At 38.7% G+C, this 18,481-nt stretch carries 20 protein-coding genes; 15 read left to right on the top strand and 5 right to left on the bottom strand.

What is annotated here, in order from left to right; translation table 11 throughout:
* Window positions 1-57: 57 nt before the first annotated feature.
* The 4 genes from AC1M83_RS12380 (at window position 58) to AC1M83_RS12365 (ending at window position 4,618) form a co-directional block, all read left to right on the top strand.
* Entirely contained in the window at window positions 58-1,482 is a 1,425-nt protein-coding gene (locus AC1M83_RS12380; RefSeq protein ID WP_180028728.1) for a C13 family peptidase, read from the top strand.
* Window positions 1,483-1,514: 32 nt separating this feature from the next.
* A complete protein-coding gene (fghA, locus tag AC1M83_RS12375) occupies window positions 1,515-2,351 on the top strand; it encodes an S-formylglutathione hydrolase (RefSeq protein WP_481590797.1) in 837 nt (278 codons plus the stop codon).
* Window positions 2,352-2,570: 219 nt separating this feature from the next.
* Complete coding sequence (locus tag AC1M83_RS12370; protein ID WP_257219954.1) at window positions 2,571-3,581, top strand: YjgN family protein; 1,011 nt, start codon at window positions 2,571-2,573, stop codon at window positions 3,579-3,581.
* A gap of 11 nt (window positions 3,582-3,592) precedes the next feature.
* Window positions 3,593-4,618, top strand: a complete 1,026-nt coding sequence (locus AC1M83_RS12365; RefSeq protein WP_481590796.1) for a M48 family metallopeptidase — start codon at window positions 3,593-3,595, stop codon at window positions 4,616-4,618.
* Window positions 4,619-4,647: 29 nt separating this feature from the next.
* On the opposite strand, the gene AC1M83_RS12360 is transcribed toward AC1M83_RS12365, so the two are convergent.
* Window positions 4,648-4,938, bottom strand: coding sequence for a DUF2218 domain-containing protein (locus AC1M83_RS12360; RefSeq protein WP_481590795.1), 291 nt, complete (start codon window positions 4,936-4,938; stop codon window positions 4,648-4,650).
* 229 nt (window positions 4,939-5,167) lie between these two features.
* On the opposite strand from AC1M83_RS12360, the gene rpe reads away from it, so the two are divergent.
* From rpe to AC1M83_RS12335, 5 genes are all read left to right on the top strand, one after another.
* Window positions 5,168-5,854: a ribulose-phosphate 3-epimerase gene (gene rpe, locus AC1M83_RS12355; protein WP_035268285.1), complete on the top strand. Its 687-nt coding sequence runs from the start codon at window positions 5,168-5,170 to the stop codon at window positions 5,852-5,854.
* A 614-nt stretch (window positions 5,855-6,468) separates the two neighbouring features.
* On the top strand, window positions 6,469-6,786 hold the full coding sequence (locus AC1M83_RS12350; RefSeq protein WP_481588038.1) for a DMT family transporter: 318 nt from the start codon (window positions 6,469-6,471) through the stop codon (window positions 6,784-6,786).
* A 54-nt stretch (window positions 6,787-6,840) separates the two neighbouring features.
* Window positions 6,841-7,158 carry a quaternary ammonium compound efflux SMR transporter SugE gene (gene sugE, locus AC1M83_RS12345; protein ID WP_180000188.1) on the top strand — a complete coding sequence of 106 codons (318 nt, stop codon included), beginning with the start codon at window positions 6,841-6,843 and terminating at the stop codon, window positions 7,156-7,158.
* A 31-nt stretch (window positions 7,159-7,189) separates the two neighbouring features.
* Window positions 7,190-7,678 (top strand): methylated-DNA--[protein]-cysteine S-methyltransferase, encoded by a 489-nt coding sequence (locus AC1M83_RS12340; protein ID WP_180028722.1) that lies wholly within the window; start codon window positions 7,190-7,192, stop codon window positions 7,676-7,678.
* A gap of 36 nt (window positions 7,679-7,714) precedes the next feature.
* Entirely contained in the window at window positions 7,715-8,383 is a 669-nt protein-coding gene (locus AC1M83_RS12335) for a nuclease-related domain-containing protein (protein WP_481590794.1), read from the top strand.
* A 33-nt stretch (window positions 8,384-8,416) separates the two neighbouring features.
* Here AC1M83_RS12335 and AC1M83_RS12330 read toward each other — a convergent pair whose 3' ends face one another.
* On the bottom strand, window positions 8,417-9,184 hold the full coding sequence (locus AC1M83_RS12330; protein ID WP_481590793.1) for a hydroxymethylpyrimidine/phosphomethylpyrimidine kinase: 768 nt from the start codon (window positions 9,182-9,184) through the stop codon (window positions 8,417-8,419).
* 83 nt (window positions 9,185-9,267) lie between these two features.
* Between AC1M83_RS12330 and AC1M83_RS12325 the strand changes: the two genes are divergently transcribed.
* Complete coding sequence (locus AC1M83_RS12325) at window positions 9,268-9,915, top strand: HAD-IA family hydrolase (protein WP_481590792.1); 648 nt, start codon at window positions 9,268-9,270, stop codon at window positions 9,913-9,915.
* Between the two features lie 52 nt (window positions 9,916-9,967).
* Here AC1M83_RS12325 and AC1M83_RS12320 read toward each other — a convergent pair whose 3' ends face one another.
* The gene (locus AC1M83_RS12320) at window positions 9,968-10,432 is read right to left on the bottom strand and encodes a winged helix-turn-helix transcriptional regulator (protein ID WP_092768640.1); all 465 of its coding nucleotides are present in this window, start codon (window positions 10,430-10,432) and stop codon (window positions 9,968-9,970) included.
* A 138-nt stretch (window positions 10,433-10,570) separates the two neighbouring features.
* On the opposite strand from AC1M83_RS12320, the gene AC1M83_RS12315 reads away from it, so the two are divergent.
* The 4 genes from AC1M83_RS12315 (at window position 10,571) to AC1M83_RS12300 (ending at window position 14,952) form a co-directional block, all read left to right on the top strand.
* Window positions 10,571-11,830, top strand: coding sequence for a D-amino acid dehydrogenase (locus AC1M83_RS12315; RefSeq protein WP_035268298.1), 1,260 nt, complete (start codon window positions 10,571-10,573; stop codon window positions 11,828-11,830).
* Window positions 11,831-11,876: 46 nt separating this feature from the next.
* Window positions 11,877-12,980: an alanine racemase gene (gene alr, locus AC1M83_RS12310; RefSeq protein WP_481590791.1), complete on the top strand. Its 1,104-nt coding sequence runs from the start codon at window positions 11,877-11,879 to the stop codon at window positions 12,978-12,980.
* A gap of 56 nt (window positions 12,981-13,036) precedes the next feature.
* Window positions 13,037-13,396 (top strand): RidA family protein, encoded by a 360-nt coding sequence (locus AC1M83_RS12305; RefSeq protein ID WP_481590790.1) that lies wholly within the window; start codon window positions 13,037-13,039, stop codon window positions 13,394-13,396.
* A gap of 134 nt (window positions 13,397-13,530) precedes the next feature.
* Entirely contained in the window at window positions 13,531-14,952 is a 1,422-nt protein-coding gene (locus AC1M83_RS12300) for an amino acid permease (protein ID WP_092768649.1), read from the top strand.
* Window positions 14,953-15,005: 53 nt separating this feature from the next.
* On the opposite strand, the gene hemJ is transcribed toward AC1M83_RS12300, so the two are convergent.
* Both hemJ and AC1M83_RS12290 read right to left on the bottom strand, forming a co-directional pair.
* Window positions 15,006-15,458 carry a protoporphyrinogen oxidase HemJ gene (gene hemJ / locus AC1M83_RS12295; RefSeq protein WP_481590789.1) on the bottom strand — a complete coding sequence of 151 codons (453 nt, stop codon included), beginning with the start codon at window positions 15,456-15,458 and terminating at the stop codon, window positions 15,006-15,008.
* 28 nt (window positions 15,459-15,486) lie between these two features.
* A complete protein-coding gene (locus AC1M83_RS12290; RefSeq protein ID WP_035268310.1) occupies window positions 15,487-16,716 on the bottom strand; it encodes a beta-ketoacyl synthase N-terminal-like domain-containing protein in 1,230 nt (409 codons plus the stop codon).
* A 272-nt stretch (window positions 16,717-16,988) separates the two neighbouring features.
* On the opposite strand from AC1M83_RS12290, the gene AC1M83_RS12285 reads away from it, so the two are divergent.
* Window positions 16,989-18,416, top strand: coding sequence for an EcsC family protein (locus AC1M83_RS12285; protein ID WP_481590788.1), 1,428 nt, complete (start codon window positions 16,989-16,991; stop codon window positions 18,414-18,416).
* Window positions 18,417-18,481 lie beyond the last annotated feature (65 nt).

Below are 18,481 nucleotides of genomic sequence, written 5' to 3'. Positions count from 1 at the left end.
TATTTAACCGAGCATAAACTTAAAAAAAGCTGATCCAAGCACCTACACAGTAATCTTATGATAGACCTTAAACCTTCAATTAACTTTTGGCATGATTTAAAAAGTAACCAGCTTGCAGGGATTTGGTTATTTTTAGGTTCAAGGAAATCACTTCAGATTGTAAGGCCATCAATTCTTCAACTTATTTTTTGGGGAATTCTTGGAGGTTCAGCGAGCTCTTTATTTAGCTGGTTGTTATCGAATGGTGCTGGAGAATTTAATTCTCAAGGATTAGTAAGTTATGCGCTCTGGCCATTTATTGCTTTAATTGTTGGGATTTTCCTTTCACAGCGTACTAATAATCCACGTTTGATGTTGGTGCCAGCATTACTTTGGTTAGTACTAGACACACATATTGTTTTGATTCAGTGTCTTATCCAATATTATTTTAATAACTTTGACTATCAACCTAATTTCCTTGTTGATCATTTGCAGCACATATTTTCTTTATTGTTTGTTTGGCAAAGTTTAGCTGTTGTTTGGGTTTTTTCGCGTGAATTAAAATGGCCTTGGTGGGAGCGACTGCTCATCATGATCGCCACGTTTTTTACACTTTTTGTGTGGCAGATTTCGTCACAAAGTCAACCAATTTGGAAGGTAGATGAGGCGCCTCCAAGTATTTCAGAACAATCATTTTACGCGCAAAGCAGATTATTAAATCAGGCGCTTGAACAGATCCAATTTGGAGAGTTTGCGAACTCGCATTGGTATTTTATGGGCGTAGCTGGTGCAAGTTATCAAGATGTATTCAAATTGGAAATTCAAAGATTTAAAGATCAATTTGATACGCGTTTCGGAACCTTTGGTCGTTCAATTGCGTTAATTAATAATCCTGCGACTCGCGAAGAATATCCAATTGCGTCAAAGACCAGTATTGATTTGGCATTGCAACGTATTGGCGCTCAGATGAATCGTGAAAGTGATGTCCTGTTTCTTTATATGACTTCCCATGGATTGAGTAACCAATTTCAAATGGAAAATACGCCAATTGATTTGGAAGACATAGATCCAAAATGGTTGCGCCAAACGCTTGATAAATCAGGGATCAGATGGAGAGTCATTGTGATTTCATCATGTTTCTCTGGTAGTTTTATTCCAGCGTTGCAATCACCAGATACATTAGTCATTACTGCAGCTGCAGCAGATCGAGAGTCTTTTGGTTGTTCAAATGATGCAGACTCGACTTATTTTGGACGTGCTTTCTTTGATTTAGCGATGCGTGAAAAAAATAGTTTACGTGAAGCCTTTGAAGATGCATCAGTTAATATTGCACATTGGGAAAATGCACAAGGGTTTATGCCATCAGAGCCACAATGGGTCATTGGTAAGAATATGGAAATTATGTTGCCGCAACTTGAAAAGAGATTATTTCCTCAGGTTGGATTATCAACCGTAAGTAGTGAACACCAGAGTGATAGTGCTCAGTTTACGAATATGCGATGATGTTTTAAAAATTAAATGTGTGAGGCAGTGCAATGGAATTGGTTCAAAAGAATAAATGTTTTGATGGTGAACAAAGAGTTTATCAGATCAATTCAAAGTTTTTGAAAAATCCCACTAAATTTTCTGTATTTTTACCTTCACAGGCATTAGAAGGTCAAAAATGTATTGCGTTGTACTATCTTGCAGGTTTGACTTGTACTGAAGAAACTTTTGTTATCAAAGCACATGCACAACGTTTAGCTGCACAATTGGGAATTATCTTGATTACTCCAGATACATCGCCTCGTGGTGACGACGTGGCGGTCGGGGATTCTTGGGATATAGGGCAAGGGGCTGGATTCTATTTAAACGCAACTCAAGCACCTTGGGCTGAGCATTATCAGATGGAGTCGTATCTTATACAGGAGCTGTATCCTCTAGTTCTTACATCGTTTCCTGTACAGGATGATGGGATTGGTATTTTTGGTCACAGCATGGGAGGGCACGGTACACTCACGCTTGCTTGGAAGTATCCAGACTTATTCAAGTCAGTCTCAGCATTTGCACCGATTTGTGCGCCCTCAATTTGCCCATGGGGTGAAAAGGCATTTTCAGCTTACCTCGGAGAAGATCGTGAGTTATGGAAAGCACATGATGCGAATGAGCTCGTGAAAGCTAAGGGTGCTCTATATCACGAAGTTTTAATTGATCAGGGTGTTGCAGATCAGTTTTATGCTCAACTTCATCCAGCACTATTTGCTGAATCATGTAAAGCCGTAGGGCAAAAGCTCACATTGCGTGAGCACGAGGGTTATGATCATGGATACTTCTTTATCCAAAGTTTTATTGATGATCATCTGCAATTCCATGCTTTACAATTGCAAAATTAATCTCATTTGAATTTTAAGATATTCATACTTAAGTTCGTTATAATGTGTGCGATATCACATTTAAACCATGTTGAATGATGACATCTCTCGGGATGTCATTTTTTATAATCAGAGAAAATAATAATGAATTCATCAGAACACTCCGCTGAACAAGCACCCTTACCATTGATCAACGATCCATTTCCATTATCTGATGCAGATGAAAATCGACCGATTTATATGGGGAAAGTATTTAAATTTAAATTTCATGGCAATGCGATGGAGTACTTTGGCATATGGATCGTCAACATTCTGTTGACGATTGCGACATTGAGCCTATATGCGCCATGGGCGAAAGTACGTCGTTTAAGATATTTTTATAACAATACCGAATTTTTTCATCGCTTTTTTGATTTTACTGGTTTACCGACTAAAATTTTGATTGGTCGACTGATAGCCATTGGCATTTGGGCAATATTTGCGATTGCCTCATATATGGATATGACGATAGCAGCATTTGGTGGACTGATTATTTATATTGCTCTTCCATGGTTGGTACGTGCCACAATTCGATTTAATGCGCGCAACAGTAAATTTGGGAACAGCCGTTTTTATTTTTCTGGCACGAATAAAGAAGCCTATAAACAATTTTTAATTGCGCTTGCTATCACCATTTTTACATTAGGTATATTTAGCCCTGTCGCAATTTGGATTTATAAAAAATATACGCTTAATCATTTGTACGTTGGACAACTCAAATTTCAATTAAACAATGACTGGCCTAGTTATATGCGAGCAGTATATGTTCCCATGATTCTCTTTGTATTGATTCTTATGCTCATCGGATTTGGTGGTTCGACATTATCAATACTCAGTGGTCATGGAATGGATATGATGCTGATGATGATCTTTGCCGTTTATGCGATTGGAATGTTGTTTATTGGTCCGTTAATACAGGCACGAATTTTTATTACTACGTGGAATAGCACAACACTCAACAGCAGTCAGTTTAAGACCAGTTGTAATCAATGGCGCTATGCATGGATTGTTGCGAGTAATTGGATCGCTAGAATCTTAAGTTTAGGATTATTGTCAGCATGGGCTGCTATTCGCATTTATCGATACCAAGTTGAATCGATGAGCTTAGAATTAAATGATGATCCAAACCTGATGATGAATATTGCGCAAAGTGATCATAGTGCCATCGCGGAAGAAATTAGTGATATTTTTGATATTGATATTTCACTTTAGGAGTTAATTCAATGAATCAACCTCTCACAGTGACATATTATGATGGTGTTCTTTCTAAGCCTTTTACAGCACAGATTCGCCCTGCTAATCAAGACAGTATCGCTGTCAGTTATACAGATAAAGGCGAAGTGAAAACAGTCTACTATCATGCAGATGAAATGGTATTGCTTGGTAAAATTGGTCGACGTAATCCAGCATTAGAGTTAACACATGACGCTAGAATTGAATTTCATGAGCGTCAGCTTCCTGAATGGTTGCCTGTTGAGCATAAAAATTTTCATCAAAAAGTATGGAAACTTGAACGTACACCATCGTTGATTATTTTTAGTGTTATTTTCGTGGTCGCACTTGGTTTCTCCGTCATTAAATGGGGAATACCGACGGCATCTCATATTGTTGCTTTCCAGCTGCCAGAAAAAACGTTGAATCGTTTGGGTGGTCAGGCAGAAGTTTATTTAGCCGAATACACTAAACCTTCCCAGTTATCACAGCAAAGACAGGATCAGATTCTTGCGGATTATCTGAAATATGTTGCTGATGGTCGTCCCGCTCAGTTGAAATTTAGGGAAGGTGTCTCGCTTGGAGCCAATGCGCTCGCATTGCCAAACAATACAATTTATCTCACTGATGAATTAGTGAAGCTCGCCAAGAATGATCAGGAAATTATCGGCGTTTTGGCACATGAACAAGCACATTTATTAAAACGTCACAGCTTACAACAAGGTCTTTCGAGCCTAGGATTCAGCGTACTTTATATTGCTATCACTGGTGATGGATCGGATTTAATTGCGACTTTGCCAGTTGCCATGATTGGTGCAGGATATTCACGGAAGTTTGAGTTAGAATCAGATCAGTATGCGCTAGAACTCATGCATAAACATGAAATGGATACAGTGCATTTTGCAAACTTTTTAAAACGTATGAGTGATGATATGGGAGAAGACGAAGATCAATCAAAAATTCTTGATCTCTTTGCAAGTCATCCTGCCACTGAAGAACGAATTCGCCGTGTTACTGAATTTAAACAGCAACAATAATGAAAAGCCGACTTTATGTCGGTTTTTCTTTAACTTTCTCTAGACCATATAACTTGATAGTCAGCTTGAACCATGCGATTGATATGATCAAGCACGACATTTTCTAGTCGTATTAATTCTTCTAAAGATATTTCTTCTTTATTCACAATACTGACATGAAGTTGATCAGGTTGTATTGATAATTCAACTGTCACTTTTGGCATAAAAATTTGATATTGGTCATCGGTATTGGCGACATCAAATTTATGTTTCCAATGATTGCTTAATCGTTTAGCGATACGGAATGCTTCGGAGCTGTCTATCGTTGTGGTTGTTTTCATTATTTACCGTAATGCTTGAAATTTATTGTATCTTAACATTCATCTCACCATAAGGTTGTTCCGAATATGCAACATAGCTTTGCATAAGTCATATTCCGTCCTTGAAGATTTTTTTATCAACGATTTGCATTTTGAGTTGAAATTTAAATAGCAGTAATTTCGAAGGAATGAATAAACGAAGTTTTGCTATAATCATCTTTTGAATTCTAATTTCCCGCCAGGTCCTGACATGTCCAAGCCATTCTTAATTGCTCCATCGATTTTATCTGCTGATTTCGCTCGCTTAGGTGAAGAAGTCGAAAACGTACTTGAAGCAGGTGCAGATGTGGTCCATTTCGATGTAATGGACAATCATTATGTACCAAATTTAACTTTTGGTGCTGGTGTATGTAAGGCACTTAAAAAATATGGTATTCAGGCCCCAATTGACGTTCATCTTATGGTGAAACCAGTCGATCGTATGATCGGAGATTTCTTAGAAGCGGGTGCAGATATCATCACTTTTCATCCAGAAGCATCAGACCATATCGACCGTTCATTGCAGCTGATTAAAGCTGGTGGTGCTAAAGCAGGTTTAGTTTTTAACCCTGCAACGCCTTTACATTACCTTGATTATGTACTGGATAAAGTGGATCAAGTCTTATTAATGAGCGTCAACCCTGGCTTCGGTGGACAAAAATTTATCCCAAAGACACTAGATAAGCTTCGTGAAGCACGCAAAATTATTGATGCATCTGGTAAAGATATTCGCTTAGAAGTTGATGGTGGTGTTGGTCCAGCAAATATTCGTGAAATCGCTGAAGCTGGTGCTGATATGTTTGTGGCTGGTTCTGCCATTTTCGGAAAGCCAGATTATAAAGCTGTAATTGATGAAATGCGTGCAGAGTTGGCGAAAGTAGGTTCAATTAACGTTTGATCCGAAACATGTATAACACTACACACATCTGTGGATAAGTTTATGGATAACTTGGTGGATATCTGTGTTGATAACAGTCTGGATAATTTGATTAGATTATAATCATATTTAGTTCAATGGTTTGTTTATTAGACAATAAATGTATAAAAAGGACTCATTTGAGTCCTTTTTTACAAAAAATGGATCTTCTTATCCTTTCTGTTGAATTGTTTGGGGGAGAAATTTTCGTTGCTCATTATTTGGCTTATCTTCGTGAATAAGTCTTAAAAGAGCGAGATAAAAAATCAATTTAAATTTAAACATCCTAGACCAGTGATTTTCTATAGTGCAGTGAAGTATTCTAATTTGGTGCGGATTTATTCTTCCATCTGACAATAGCGATCGCCTTCGCAATGCAATAGCCTAAAAATGCAGAAATAATCTAGAAAAGCTAGTCCAATAATGACCTATTTTTTGTAGGTGTATTTTGGGTCAAAAATTGTAAAATTGCGCCTATTTTGTGCGTGTGTTGATATAATTCAACCATCATTTGGAGGAACGACCTCCCTCATTTCTATGAGAAAAATCGTCAGGACGGCCTGACTCTTAAATTATTTTAATTGGGAGCAGGCATCATGGCTTGGTTTATTCTTATTCTCGCGGGTTTATTTGAGATCGTTTGGGCATATAGTATGAAAATGTCTGAAGGATTTACTAAATTCACACCCACTGCAATTACTCTATTTTTTATGGTTCTCAGTTTTGGGTTGTTGGCACATGCCATGAAAACATTCCCTCTGGGAACTGCCTATACGATTTGGACGGGGATTGGTGCAGTAGGGTCTTTTTTAGTCGGCATTTTTATTCTGGGTGAGCCTGCGACAGCAATGCGGATGATTGCGGCTATTCTGATTATTTCAGGTTTAGTCATGATGAAATTAGCATCAGCGTAAGATTTAAGGCAGCGTATCCATACGCTGCTTTTTTTAATTGAGAGAGGGTTTATTTTGGCTTGGTTAGTCTTGATTGTTGCAGGGTTGTTGGAAGTGGTCTGGGCCTATTTTATGAAAGTTTCAGATGGATTCACCAAATTGACACCCAGTATTTTGACGATCGTTTTCATGATCGCAAGTTTTGCTTTACTTTCCCATGCGATGAAAACTTTGCCACTCGGGACAGCTTATACCGTATGGACAGGCATAGGCGCTGTAGGTTCATTTGTGGTTGGGATTTTTATTCTTGGAGAACCTGCAAATGCAATGAGAATGATCGCTGCAGTATTGATTATTTCGGGTTTGGTCTTGATGAAGTTATCATCAACATAGTTAGATGATTCAACTTTCAGGCGATTAAAAAATGACTCAATTTTATTTAAAAAAAATAATGACACCTGTCGGTGAACTTCAATTGGTTGCTCATGATCGAGCATTGATTGTTGTCGCTTGGGAGAATGCACTTCCTCAGTTTATCCGAAATCAAATCGTAATTCAGCGGGATGATCACGAGATTTTATGCATTGCCGAAACACAGCTTCGCGAATATTTTTTAAAACAACGTCAGGTATTTGATTTGCCCATAGAACTTTATGGGACAGAATTCCAACGCTCGGTATGGAATGCGCTGTTAAAAATTCCTTTTGGAGAGTCTAGAACGTATAAGCAAATTGCTGAGGATGTTGGGAATGTAAAAGCGGTTCGAGCGGTCGGGTTGGCCAATGGGAAAAATCCTATCGCGATCATTGTACCTTGTCATCGTGTAATAGGTGTCAATGGCAAGCTGGTCGGATTTTCAGGAGGTGTGGAAAATAAGCTTAAGCTGCTGCAGCTTGAAGATGATAAGTGGTGATGTTATAACAGCATAAACATATGAAATACAAAAATTATGTCTAATGAAAATCCTATAATTACAATTGTTTTTAATCTCATATCGCAGTTATGGTGGTTGATCTTAATTCTAGCAATCATCCCTGTATTCAAAATGTTTGTACCTTATATCAAAGGAAAATTGGGTGAATACATTGTCCAATATCATGCAAAAAAATTTTTGAATGAGGACTATATTTTACTGAATGATCTAACATTTTTGGATCAGGACAATCAGACCACACAGATTGACCATATTTTATTGAGTCCTTATGGAATATTTGTGATTGAGAGCAAACACTATAAAGGTTGGATTTTTGGCTCATCACATCAAAAAATGTGGACTCAAAAAATTTATAAATCTAGCCATAAATTTCAAAATCCATTGCACCAAAACTACAAGCATATAAAGGTTTTAGAGGGATTATTAAAAGATTTAATCGATTCAAATCTGTCGATACATGGGTTAATAGTTTTCGTGCCTAATTGTGAGTTTAAAACACCAATTCCTGTACATGTTCATTGGGGTAAAAGTTGGATTGAAGAAGTTAAAAGCTATAAAATGAAAGTGATCGATGATCGTAGACTACAGAGAATTAAATATCGTATTGAAAAAGCAGCGCTTCAAAAATCGTGGAAAACCAATAGAGAACATATCCGATCAGTCAAAGAAAGACTAAAAGATTAATAAAAAAAAGCCCACAGTCAGTGGGCTTTTTATTTAGAAGCGTTTTGGAATTCTTTGGCCACCTTCAACTGGGATTTCAGCACGTTTTAATACACCAAATAGCCATGTTTCCGCATGGTGAACTGCATTTTTAATTTGATCACCTTGTGCCAACCTCCCTGCAATAAAACTAGCAAGAGAACAGCCTGAACCATGATACTCACCTTCAAGACGAGGACATTTTGTTTCAGAGACCATATCACCGTTGATGTAGAGTGCATTTCTAATATAAGTCGGTGTGTCTTCGTGACCACCTTTGACTAATACAGCTTTAGCACCCATTTCAAATAACTTCTGTGTAGCTTGATCTAAATCTTCACAGCCTGTTAATGCACGAAGTTCAACGGTATTTGGTGTAAGAATCGTAGCAAGAGGAATCAATTCAACAAAAGCCTTGACCAATGTTGCTTGATTTCCTAATGAGCCACCACTATTGGCAACCAAAACTGGATCGAGTACGTATTGGAAATCAGGATGTGCTCTTAGGAATTCTGCCAAAGCGGCGATATTGTCGGTAGTGCCGAGCATGCCAGATTTCACTACTTTGATAGGAAGATCATTCACTACAGCATTCGCTTGAGCCAGCAGTAAACCTTTTGAGGTTGCTTCAAATCCAAAAACTTGTTGAGAGTTTTGAATGGTTAACGCTGTACATGCGATTGCTGCATGAGCACCACTTTGGCCGATCGCTTCAATATCTGCTTGTAAGCCAGCACCACCAGATGGATCTAAACCAGAAAAGCACAATACAGTAGGGCGCACAACAATGTCCTTCATCGATCAATTTGGAGTAGTATAGGCAAGTTTCTGAGAAGTCTCGATAGCATTTCTAAAAAAGGTACAGCATGATTAAAAATATTCTCATTGATTTAGATGGAACGCTAACTGATCCTAAAGTGGGTATTACGACTTCTGCACGTTATGGTTTAGAAAAAGTAGGTCATCTTATCGCGGAGGATGAGAATATTGATTGGATTATTGGACCACCTTTAAAAGCCTCGTTGGCCAAAATTTTGAAGGTTGATGTGAATGATGATTTGGCGGAACAGGCTTTACTTGGTTATCGTGAACGCTTTGCTGTAAAAGGTTTATTTGAAAATTTATTATTTGAAGATGTAACAGAGACATTGGCAACACTTAAGAATAAAGGTTACAGATTGTTTTTAGCTACTGCAAAGCCTGAAGTGTATGCTCAGAAAATTCTTGAACATTTCAATCTTACACCGTATTTTGATTATGCCTATGGCAGTGAGTTAAATGGTGACCGCACCAATAAAGCTGAACTTATTGCATATATTTTAGAGCAAGAAAAAATTAAGCCTGAAACCTGTTTGATGGTAGGGGACCGAGAGCATGACATTATCGGTGCTCGAAAAAATGGAATTGAAACGATTGCGGTGGAATACGGTTATGGCAGTGATGCAGAGTTAGCCGCTGCTGCACCCAAAGCCAGAATTCAAGCTTTCCATCAAATTTTAAATTATGTTGATTAATCTAAACCGACATTCGAGCTAAAGAGCAATTCACGAGATTGCTCTTCGCAGCTTAGCTTAAATCTAAATATAAGGATTCTTTGACCTCTTCCATCACGATGTAACTATGGGAGGATGCTGAGGACGGAAGCATTTTAAGCAGGTCACCCAGTAGTTGGCGATAAGCACTCATTTCTTTTAGTCTCGCTTTCACCAAGTAATCGAATTCACCTGAAATTAAATGACACTCTAATACCTCAGGTATCTCAACTAAATTCTTGGCGACTTGATCAAAAACATCTCCAGATTTCGCCGATAATTTAATTTCTAGAAAGACGAGTAAATTACGCTCCAATAACTCCGGATTTAAGCGGGCGTAATAGCCCATAATAATGCCATCTCGTTCTAGTCTTTTCACTCTTTCCGAGCATGGGGTTGTAGAAAGATTTACTTTTGCAGCCAGTTCACTAATGGCAATACGACCGTCCTTTTGCAGAATATCTAAAATCATACGATCAGTGCGATCTAATTTCCGCATGAATAATTTCCTTATTTTTTAATTTTTTCAGGATAAAACCCTTAAATTACCTAAATTATAACGATTAAAAGAGTGAAAAAAACTATTAAAGCAAAAATATACTAGTGAAATAAACTACACAGTGCTGAGGGATAGTTCATGCGCGTTATTGTATTAGGTAGTGGTGTCATTGGTGTTGCAAGTGCGTATTACCTAGCGCAACAAGGAGCAAGCGTCACTGTATTAGATCGTCAATCAGGTCCTGCCGAAGAAACGAGTTTTGGCAATGCAGGACAGATTTCTCCTGGGTATTCTACACCATGGGCCGCACCAGGAATTCCATTTAAAGCGGTTAAATGGATGTTTCAACATCATGCACCATTAGCAATTAATGTAGATGGAAGCTTGTGGCAGCTGAAATGGATGGCTCAAATGTTGAAGAACTGCAATGCGGCACATTACGCTATCAATAAAGAGCGTATGGTACGTGTTGCTGAATACAGTCGAGATTGTTTAAGAGAATTACGCGAAAATATTGGCATATCTTATGAGAATCGTTCAAAAGGAACATTACAAATTTTTCGTAAGGATGCGCAATTAGACGCAGTTCAACGAGACATTGAAGTTTTAAAAGAAACAGGTGTCGAATTTGAGTTATTAGATCGTGAAGGTCTAGGTCGAGTTGAACCTGCATTAGCGGAAGTTAAAGACAAATTAGTCGGTGGCTTACATCTTCCAAATGATGAGACTGGTGATTGCTATATCTTTACCAACGCGCTGGCTGAATATGCAAAAGGTATTGGTGTTGAGTTTAAATTTAATCAAAATGTTGAAAAACTCGTAGTTGAGGGCGACGAAATTAAAGGCGTTATTGTAGACGGTCAGGTACTCACGGCAGATCGTTATGTACTTGCCTTCGGTAGCTATTCACGAGATTTTATTAAACCATTAGGTCTAGATTTGCCCATTTATCCTGTAAAGGGATATTCATTAACTATACCTATCGTGGATGCGCAATATGCCCCTCAATCAACTGTCTTAGATGAAACCTACAAGATTGCAATAACTCGTTTTGATCAACGAATTCGTGTTGGTGGGATGGCTGAGTTAAGTGGTTTTAATAAAGAGTTAAATGAGGATCGCCGTGGCACCTTAGAGATGGTAACGCGTGATTTGTTCCCAGGTGGAGATATGGCACAAGCCAGCTTCTGGACGGGACTACGACCAATGACGCCAGACAGTACGCCTATTATCGGTGCGACGAAATATAAGAATCTATTTTTAAATACTGGACATGGCACGCTCGGTTGGACCATGGCATGTGGTTCTGGAAAGTTGATTAGTGATTTAGTGCTGAATCGGACTCCAGAGATTAGTACCGATGGACTTTCAATTCAACGTTATAACCACGCAGCATAAAGGCTGCGTGGTTTGCTATTAAAAAATAAATAATAGGACAAGGAATATGTCTCGCCCAATACAGGCTGTTATTCACTTAAACGCGATCAAGCATAATTTGAAAGTTGCTAAGCAACATGTACCGAATGCCCAAGTTTTTGCTGTTGTTAAAGCTAATGCTTATGGTCATGGGATCGAGCGCATTTATTCAGCCTTAGTGGATGCAGATGGAATTGCACTTCTAGAGCTGAGTGAAGCACAACGAATTCGAGATTTAGGTTGGAAAGGCCCAATTTTGCTTTTGGAAGGTATCTTTCAGGAAGCGGACTTACAGTTGTGTCACGATTTAGATCTTCAATTTACCGTTCATAACGAGATTCAAGTCGAATGGATTAAGCGGTTTAGTCTCGATGCTCATTTTAATATTTTTTTGAAAATGAACAGTGGCATGAACCGTTTAGGATTCCAACCTCAACGTTACCCTGAAATTTGGAGTCTGTTAACTGAATTGCCGCAAGTGGCATCAATCACTCACATGACACATTTTTCTGATGCTGATGGCGAGCGCTTGAATCAGGTTGGGGTTGACTATCAAATTTCAGTATTCAATCAAATCGTCAGCGTTTTAGGTGGTCCTTGTTCACTAAGTAATAGCGCAGCCATTCTTAGACATGCCAATCATGTCCACTCTAACATTGTACGTAGTGGCATTATGTTGTATGGGAGTTCACCGGATTATCCAACCCATACTATTCAAGATTGGGACTTAAAACCAACAATGTCTTTAAGAAGTGAATTGATTGCAATTCAAGAAATTAATCCTCAGCAAAGTATTGGCTATGGATCGACATTTTTTGCAGAACAAGCTATGAAAATTGGCATTGTCGCTTGTGGATATGCAGATGGATATCAACGGATTACTCAATCTGGCACAACAGTGCTTGTGAATGGACAAAAAACTTCTTTGATTGGTCGTGTAAGTATGGACATGCTAGCTGTTGATATCACGCATATTGAAGATGCAAAAATTGGCAGTGAAGTCGTACTGTGGGGCGTCTCAAAGTACGGAAGTTTGTTACCGATTGATGAGGTCGCTGCAGGAGCGAGTACTGTGGGATATGAGTTAATGTGTGGCGTAACGACGCGGGTTCCATTTGTTCTAGAAATCTAATGTTAAAAATTCAACGATCAACACTAGGATCGATACTGAGTAATCAAGGAATTAATATGCAAAATCAGGATATTCAAAAATTCAATAGTAATGGCGTGATGAGTGCAGTTACAGTCTTTAATCAAGTGGCTTATCTTTCTGGTCAAGTACCTAAGATTACGACGCCTGATATCGCCTTACAAACGAAAGATGTGCTGAATACGATCGACGCTCTTTTGGCTCAAGTAGGCACAGATAAATCTCGTTTATTGTCAGTACAAGTTTTCGTGAAGAATTTGGAAGATTTTCAAATCTTCAATCAAATTTGGATTGAATGGATGGAGGATTCAATACCACCATCACGAGCAACCATTCAGGCTGACCTCGTTAATCCAGAATGGTTAATTGAAATCGCAGTGATTGCTGCATTGAAATAACTGAATATAAGTAAGACTTCACGAGGAAGAGTCATTTATGGCTCCTCTCATAATAACAAAATCTCTCGAATCTCAGTTTGAAGCGGAATTTAGGCTGATCGATTAGATTAGATGGTGTAAAAGGATGTTGAATAATGACAACCACAAATATTGATGAACAATCATCTCCCAATGAATTACAGCGTAAGCTTTCAAATCGACATTTACAACTCATCGCCATCGGTGGAGCGATTGGTACAGGGTTGTTTATGGGCTCAGGAAAAACGATTTCACTTGCAGGACCTTCAATCATCATCATTTATATGATTATTGGTGCTATGTTTTTTTTCTTGATGCGTGCCCTTGGTGAAATTCTTTTATCTAATCTGCACTACAAATCATTTATTGATATGGCACATGATCTCATTGGACCAGGTGCAGGGTATTATATTGGTTGGTCCTATTGGCTGGGATGGATTTTGGTCGGTATTGCTGATTTAGCAGCAATTATCAATTATCTCAGTTTTTGGTTACCTCCAGATCAAATGTTTACCCCAATGGGGCAAGCAGCGATTAGTGCAGGATGTGTCTTATTCATACTCGCAATTAACTTAGTCACTGTAAAACTTTTTGGTGAAATTGAGTTTTGGTTTGCATTAATCAAAATTCTAGCCATTATTGGATTGATCTTGGTGGGTGCCTTCATGGTGTTTACGAGTTTTCAGTCACCAAGTGGTGCTGTTGCAAGCTTCAGTAACATTTGGTCTCATGGTGGAATGTTCCCGAAAGGTACCATGGGCTTTTTGGCAGGCTTTCAAATCGCAATGTTTGCCTTTGTTGGTGTAGAGTTACTCGGGACGATGGCTGCGGAAACCAAAGATCCTGAAAAAAATTTACCAAAAGCGGTTAATGCTATTCCGACACGTATTATCATTTTCTATGTGCTTTCGTTGATCATGATTATGTCTGTGACACCTTGGATCAATATCCCAGCAGATCAAAGTCCATTTGTGACATTATTCTTATTTGCGGGTATTGGTTCAGCTGCTGTGATTATGAACCTAGTGGTTTTGTCTTCTGTGATGTCTTCCATGAACAGTGGTGTCTTTTCTACCAGTCGAATGTTATTTGGATTGGCACGTGACGGCCAAGCCCCTCAAAAGCTAGCAGAACTTTCAAGTCGTGCCGTACCTGCTAAGGGATTAATCTTTTCATGTACATTTATTATGGCCGGTGCAGCATTTCAGTATTTTGTGCCAAATACGATGGAAGCTTTTACATTAGCAAGTTCGCTGTGTGTGATTCTTTTCATTAGTATTTGGGCGATTATCATGGTGTGCTATATACGCTACCGTAAATTGCGACCTGAGCTACATGAAAAGTCGAATTTTAAGATGCCGGGTGGAGTGGCAATGTCATACGTTGTATTGGCATTTTTGCTATTTGCATTAATCATTTTAAGTTTAGAGCCAGACACGCTGAAAGCTTTGATGATTAGCCCAATCTGGTTAATTCTGTTGGCTGTAACATACCGTGTTCTTTATAAACCACGTATGCGTAAGCGTAACCATAATTAATTTTTAGAGAAAGAAAAAACCTCCACGAATGGAGGTTTTTTTATATTCTTTAGTTAGAATGTAGGTTTGACCACAACTAAAATTACAACTGCGAATAAGATCAATGTGGGCATTTCGTTGAAATAGCGCCAGAACTTATGACTTTTATAGTGTGCATTATCAATGAGTTTTTTACGGTAATATCCACACACTAGGTGGTATATGACCAGTAATACGACTAAACCAACTTTTAAATAAAACCATAAAGCTTCATGATAATGTCGAGTTGCATCACCCCAGTCCACTAAAAAATGTGCAGTGATCAATGTTGCGATCATCGCAGGCCACATAATGCCACGATAAAGCTTACGTTCCATGACTTCAAAGCGTTGATGACTTATGGCATCGTCACTCATCGCATGATAAACATAAAGCCGTGGTAGATAGAACAAAGCAGCGAACCAACATACCACAGCAATAATATGTAATGCTTTTACCCATAGGAAAGCATCTGAAGGAGCATCCATCTAATCACCCATTATGGGCGGAATTAAATTAGCCTTCCCATTTCTTGAAAATGAGGCAGGCATTTACGCCGCCGAAACCAAAACTGTTACTCATTACAGTATTCAGTTTTGTATCGCGTTTTTCAAGTACGATATCAAATGGTTTTGCACCTTCATCAAGCTCAGTAACGTTGATATTTGGTGCAATAAAGTCATTCTGCATCATGAGAATAGAGTAAATCGCTTCTTGTACACCTGCAGCGCCTAAGCTATGACCTGTCATAGATTTTGTTGAACTTAAAGGTGGTACTTGACCTTCACCGAATGCGCGTTCCATTGCTTTCAATTCAGTCACATCACCAGCTGGTGTAGATGTGCCGTGTGTATTTACATAATCAATTTTTTCAACACCATGCTGTTTTGCTTCATCAAGTGCCATCAAGATGCAACGTGTTGCACCTTCACCTGATGGTGCGACCATATCAGCACCATCAGAGTTGGCTGCATATGCAACGACTTCAGCAAGAATATTTGCACCGCGCGCTTGAGCATGCTCAAGAGATTCAAGTACCACGAAACCACCGCCGCCAGCAATGACAAAACCATCACGATCAGCAGAGTAAGGGCGAGAAGCGGTTTCTGGTGAGTCATTATATTTTGAGCATAAAGCACCCATTGCATCAAATAATAGACTTTGTGACCAATGGTCTTCTTCACCACCACCAGCGAGCATTAGATCCTGTTTGCCAAGTTGAATCAGGTTGTATGCGTAACCAATGGCATCAGCTGAGGTTGCACAAGCACTTGTAATAGAGTGAGCGATACCTTGTAATTTGAATGCCACACCAACGTTAGCTGTAATAGTATTTGACATATTGCGTGGAACAAAGAAAGGGCCAATTTTACGTGCGCCTTTCTCTTCAAGAAGTTCAATCATTTCAGCGACAGAAGCTGTAGAGTTGCCGCCTGAACCACCCGCAATACCATAACGAGGATTGCCCGCAAGATCTTCAGCTGTTAGACCCGCATTTTCAACCGCAGCGACTGCAGCGTTATAGGCATACATCGCACATACACCCATGAAGCGTTTCAGTTTACGGTCAATACCGTCAAAATTTTGTTCTGCTGCAGCACTAACATGACTTTTAAAATTAAGTTCAGCATAAGTTGGGTTAAAACGTGTGCCTGAAATACCATTTTGTAAGGCATGATTTACATCTTCTAATGTATTACCAATGCATGAGTTAATGCCCATACCAGTGATTACAACACGTTTCATTTACAATTCCCTATTATGGTGAAGTCATTTTATGGAAAAATTCACATCGATTTGATTGGATGTAAAAGACCATAAGATCTTGTCAAAAATTCGTATCATGATATCAGAATCTATTTTAAATTCTTATGGCAAATCAATATCGCAGCGTTAAAACGCTTATTGGCAGATATGTTCACTATATTGCAACCGAATAAAACACGATAAAGTTGAGATAACTCTTGACTGCACATAGAATTTTAAACATAAGTGATAAATGCGAAGGAGGGTTGTAAATGGCAAATTCTAATAATAAGCAATCTAGCGGACTGGTATCAAAAGCATTTGGAGTGGCTAAAAAGCTCAGTGCTACTGGATTTGAACTGGCACAACATGTTGCACCAGGATCAATTGCGAAATTGACGCAACAACCTGATCCACAAAAAATTATTGACATAACTTTAGATGAGAGAAAAATGACTGAACAAAAAAAGTACGAAACCCCTCAACAATTATTTCGTGATCATGTCCCTCAAATTTCTCAAAAAATTTTTGGTCGTCATTACAGTAAATTAAATAATGTTGCTTCTTTTATCTCTCCGGACTTAAACAACAAAGTTGCAGATTATTTTTTTGATAAATTAAATGATTTTGTTTCTGAGTTAAGTTCAGTTGAGCATGTATTAAAGGAAGTTGGTGCAAAAAGCTTGGATGAACTTAAATCAAGCCCTGATCGTGCGAATCGTATCGGTGAAGCATTAGCCAATCAAAATAAGTTGATTGCAGCGGTTCAGGGGGCGGTGTCTGGTGCGACAGGCGTAGTTGGTACGGCCATCGATATTCCTTTCTCGTTGGCATTTACGTTGCGTTGTATTTACCAAGAAGGGCGCGCGCACGGTTTTGAACTTAATCATCGTCAAGAGCAAGAGATCGTTGAGTATGTATTCAAACAAGTCGATTTAGGTGTTATTGCAGAAAAGCAAACACTTTTAGTGGCATTAAGAACAGTCGCAAATTTATTGGAAACACAAGATACTCATCAGCTACAAACCCTATTGGGCTCTAGTAACGACTTCACGGCTTTAAAAAATTGGCTGAGTAATCCTGAAGGTGGTTATAAATGGAATTGGTTGAATCAGATTCCTCAAATTTCAATTTTATCTAAATTAGCACCTGTGGCTGGTGCTGGTATTGGTGCAGTATATAGTTGGCGTTTGGTGGAAGAGGCTCATTCTAAAGCTAGAGCTGTTTTTTCAGGAGCACAGCAGTACATTCTCCAACATCCAGATGAGCAGGTATCTGTTCAGGAGGCCTTTGAGCGCGGTACAGAATTATTAAAGCAATCTTCACTCGCATTGAATTCCACAGTGTCAATCAATAATGAGTTAGTGGTTGAGGTTGAAGAGTTTGCAAAAAAACTTGAAGGAGAAGAGTCTATTCAAGTTGATGAGTCTGCAGTTCATAATGATTCAATTTCAGCAATTAAAATTGAAGCAAAATCTGCCGAGTCTGAAAAAGAAGAAGCGGTCAGTGTTGAGGATGGTCTTAAGGCCTTAGCTGAAAAACATGTGGAATCGGCTTCTAATGAAAGTGCTCAAGACGCTGATAAAGACCAGCCTCAAGGCGAACCTGTTGTGCAGGTAAAAGCGCCCCCTAAGCGTCGTAATTCAAAAAAGAAAGACGAAGCAGCAAACTCACTACCTACGTCACAGAAAAAACAATAAATTTAGTTATGAATGGTTGATCAAATCATTCTGAAATTTCGTTGTAAGCACACAATGGTCAATAT

This window comes from Acinetobacter sp. 25-47-130, from assembly GCF_056779705.1.
The sequence above is the reverse complement of the archived record's forward strand: the minus strand, read 5'-3'. Positions and strand labels throughout refer to the sequence as shown.

What these genes read in the sequence shown, in the direction of transcription:
- AC1M83_RS12300 (WP_092768649.1), top strand. Translation starts at nt 13,531, where the DNA reads ATGACAACCACAAATATTGATGAACAATCATCTCCCAATGAATTACAG.
- AC1M83_RS12335 (WP_481590794.1), top strand. Translation starts at nt 7,715, where the DNA reads ATGTCTAATGAAAATCCTATAATTACAATTGTTTTTAATCTCATATCG.
- AC1M83_RS12365 (WP_481590796.1), top strand. Translation starts at nt 3,593, where the DNA reads ATGAATCAACCTCTCACAGTGACATATTATGATGGTGTTCTTTCTAAG.
- AC1M83_RS12380 (WP_180028728.1), top strand. Translation starts at nt 58, where the DNA reads ATGATAGACCTTAAACCTTCAATTAACTTTTGGCATGATTTAAAAAGT.
- AC1M83_RS12320 (WP_092768640.1), bottom strand. Translation starts at nt 10,432, where the DNA reads ATGCGGAAATTAGATCGCACTGATCGTATGATTTTAGATATTCTGCAA.
- AC1M83_RS12360 (WP_481590795.1), bottom strand. Translation starts at nt 4,938, where the DNA reads ATGAAAACAACCACAACGATAGACAGCTCCGAAGCATTCCGTATCGCT.
- AC1M83_RS12350 (WP_481588038.1), top strand. Translation starts at nt 6,469, where the DNA reads ATGGCTTGGTTTATTCTTATTCTCGCGGGTTTATTTGAGATCGTTTGG.
- AC1M83_RS12305 (WP_481590790.1), top strand. Translation starts at nt 13,037, where the DNA reads ATGCAAAATCAGGATATTCAAAAATTCAATAGTAATGGCGTGATGAGT.
- AC1M83_RS12325 (WP_481590792.1), top strand. Translation starts at nt 9,268, where the DNA reads ATGATTAAAAATATTCTCATTGATTTAGATGGAACGCTAACTGATCCT.
- hemJ (WP_481590789.1), bottom strand. Translation starts at nt 15,458, where the DNA reads ATGGATGCTCCTTCAGATGCTTTCCTATGGGTAAAAGCATTACATATT.
- AC1M83_RS12340 (WP_180028722.1), top strand. Translation starts at nt 7,190, where the DNA reads ATGACTCAATTTTATTTAAAAAAAATAATGACACCTGTCGGTGAACTT.
- AC1M83_RS12285 (WP_481590788.1), top strand. Translation starts at nt 16,989, where the DNA reads ATGGCAAATTCTAATAATAAGCAATCTAGCGGACTGGTATCAAAAGCA.
- AC1M83_RS12315 (WP_035268298.1), top strand. Translation starts at nt 10,571, where the DNA reads ATGCGCGTTATTGTATTAGGTAGTGGTGTCATTGGTGTTGCAAGTGCG.
- fghA (WP_481590797.1), top strand. Translation starts at nt 1,515, where the DNA reads ATGGAATTGGTTCAAAAGAATAAATGTTTTGATGGTGAACAAAGAGTT.
- rpe (WP_035268285.1), top strand. Translation starts at nt 5,168, where the DNA reads ATGTCCAAGCCATTCTTAATTGCTCCATCGATTTTATCTGCTGATTTC.
- AC1M83_RS12370 (WP_257219954.1), top strand. Translation starts at nt 2,571, where the DNA reads ATGGGGAAAGTATTTAAATTTAAATTTCATGGCAATGCGATGGAGTAC.
- AC1M83_RS12290 (WP_035268310.1), bottom strand. Translation starts at nt 16,716, where the DNA reads ATGAAACGTGTTGTAATCACTGGTATGGGCATTAACTCATGCATTGGT.
- alr (WP_481590791.1), top strand. Translation starts at nt 11,877, where the DNA reads ATGTCTCGCCCAATACAGGCTGTTATTCACTTAAACGCGATCAAGCAT.